We start from the raw sequence: 599 nt of genomic DNA, 5'->3' as shown, positions 1-599 counted from the left end.
ATCAAGTAACGCGCCAGTGTCATGTTGAGCGGTGGAAAAGCAGCTGCGGCATCAATCGACTCATCCCACTCCGAACCACCTTGTCCAAGTAATATGATTGGGCCGAAGGTTTCGTCTGTTGTAACCTTAATACGCAACTCTTGGCCGCCCGCGAGCTTAGCCATACCTTGAATTAACAAGCCGTGGATGTTTGCTGTAGGGAAGGATAATTGAGAACGATCGAGAATTGCCTGAGCCGCATTGGCAACTTCACTGCTGTTTCGCAAATTGAGCATCACGCCTTGTACGTCTGACTTATGTGCAATATCCGGCGAACGTAATTTTACTGCGACGGGATAACCGATCGTTTCAGCGATGTGTACCGCTTCACTTGGGTCAGAAGCGATCCAAGTTGGTAACACATCGAGGTTGAAGCTCTTGAAAAACTGACTGTTTTGGTGAGTATCAAGGCTAACTGTGTCTTTATCCAGTAGTTTTCTTTCTATCCAACCTTTCGCATCTGCTAGATCTTCAATGTGTACTTTTTCTGCAGTGGTCGGCGTTTCCATTAACTGACGTTGGTTACGTCTGTACTCGACTAAGTGCATGAATGCGACCAC

1 protein-coding gene is annotated in these 599 nt (G+C 46.9%); it reads right to left on the bottom strand.

Annotation, left to right across the window (positions count from 1 at the left end):
* Nucleotides 1–599 (bottom strand): acetate--CoA ligase family protein (locus AB4512_RS18745; RefSeq protein WP_372175336.1); only part of this gene is annotated, 599 nt, incomplete at both ends.

The organism is Vibrio sp. 10N.222.52.B7 (assembly GCF_041474275.1).
GTDB classification, from domain to species: Bacteria; Pseudomonadota; Gammaproteobacteria; order Enterobacterales; family Vibrionaceae; genus Vibrio; species Vibrio crassostreae_C.
Note: the sequence above shows the minus strand (reverse complement) of the source record. Positions and strands in the feature narration are given on the sequence as shown.